Genomic DNA, 1,279 nt, shown 5'->3' with positions numbered 1-1,279 from the left:
GGTGGAGGACTGCGGCCCCGGGGAAGAAGTGCAGGTGGACACCGGGTGGATGGGGCTGTTGGAGCCGGACGTCTTCGGCAAGAGGAGACGCTTCCGGGCGTGGATATTCACCGCCGTGCGCAGCCGCTACCGCTTCGTCTGGCCCGTCTTCGAGGAGACGACGAAGAGCGCGATTGAGGCCTGCGAGGCGGCGTGGGAGTTCTTCGGGGGAGTGTTCCGGGTGTTGGTGCCCGACAACACCAAGGCCCTCGTCGTCACGGCGGATGCGCTGGGTGCCCGGGTGACGCCCGCCTTCCTGGAGTACGCCCAGGCGCGGGGCTTCCACGTGGACGCGGCCCGGGCGCGAAGCCCCCAGGACAAGGGGCGCGTGGAGCGCAGCGTCCCCACGGTGCGTGACGACTGCTTCGGGGGCGAGAGGCTGCGCGGCCTCGAGGATGCGCGGGAGCGCGGTCGTCACTGGTGCCGAGAGGAATACGGCATGCGCCGACACACGCGGACGCAGCGGCTACCCAGGGAGGCCTTCGAGGCCGAGGAGAAGGGCACGTTGCTGTCCGCCCCCGACGTCGCCTACGACGTCCCCCTGCATGCCGAGCCCAAGGTGGCCAGGGACCAGCATGCCCAGGTGGCTCGCGCGCTGTACTCACTGCCCACCGCCCTCGTTGGACGCACCCTCAAGGCACGCGCCGACACGAAGCTGGTGCGCTTCTACTTGGGCACGCAGTTGGTGAAGACGCACCCGCGCCAGCCTCCCGGGGGCCGCTCCACGGACGCCAGTGACTTCCCGCCAGAGAAGAGCGCCACCGCGCGCCGTGACGTCGCCTTCTTCGTGCGCCAGGCCGCAGAGCATGGCGAGGCGCTCGGCCGCTACGCCCAGGCGCTGCTGGAGGGCCCTCTGCCCTGGACGCGGATGCGCCAGGCACATGCACTGCTGGCCATGGTGCGCCGCTACGGTGCGGCTCGCGTGGAGGACGCGTGCGCGCGGGCCCTGGCCACGCGGATGCTCGACGTGCGCCGGCTGGAGCGGATGGTGAAGCTCGCCCTTCCCCCCGAGCCGCCCTCCTCCAACGTCATCCCCCTCGCGCGCTTCTTGCGTCCCACCAGTCAGTACGCCCTCTGCCGCCCGAATCCCTCGAGCGCCAGTCCCGAAGGAGAAGACTGAAATGAACACCGACGTCGACCAGGACCTGCGCTCGGTCCTCAAGCAACTGCGCCTCTCGAAGCTGATGGACACCCTGCCCGAGCGCCTCGCGCTGGCCAAGGGGCAGAAGCTGCCCCACGC

Annotated in this window: 1 protein-coding gene; it reads left to right on the top strand. The window is 70.5% G+C overall.

Going from position 1 to position 1,279, the window contains the following annotated elements; translation table 11 throughout:
* The coding region (locus LZ198_RS42775; RefSeq protein ID WP_253977936.1) for a Mu transposase domain-containing protein at nt 1–1,159 on the top strand (1,159 nt) is incomplete at its 5' end.
* Nucleotides 1,160–1,279: the final 120 nt, after the last annotated feature.

Origin of the sequence: Myxococcus dinghuensis, from assembly GCF_024198235.1 — a bacterium.
Lineage (GTDB): Bacteria > Myxococcota > Myxococcia > Myxococcales > Myxococcaceae > Myxococcus > Myxococcus dinghuensis.
The sequence above is the reverse complement of the archived record's forward strand: the minus strand, read 5'-3'. Positions and strand labels throughout refer to the sequence as shown.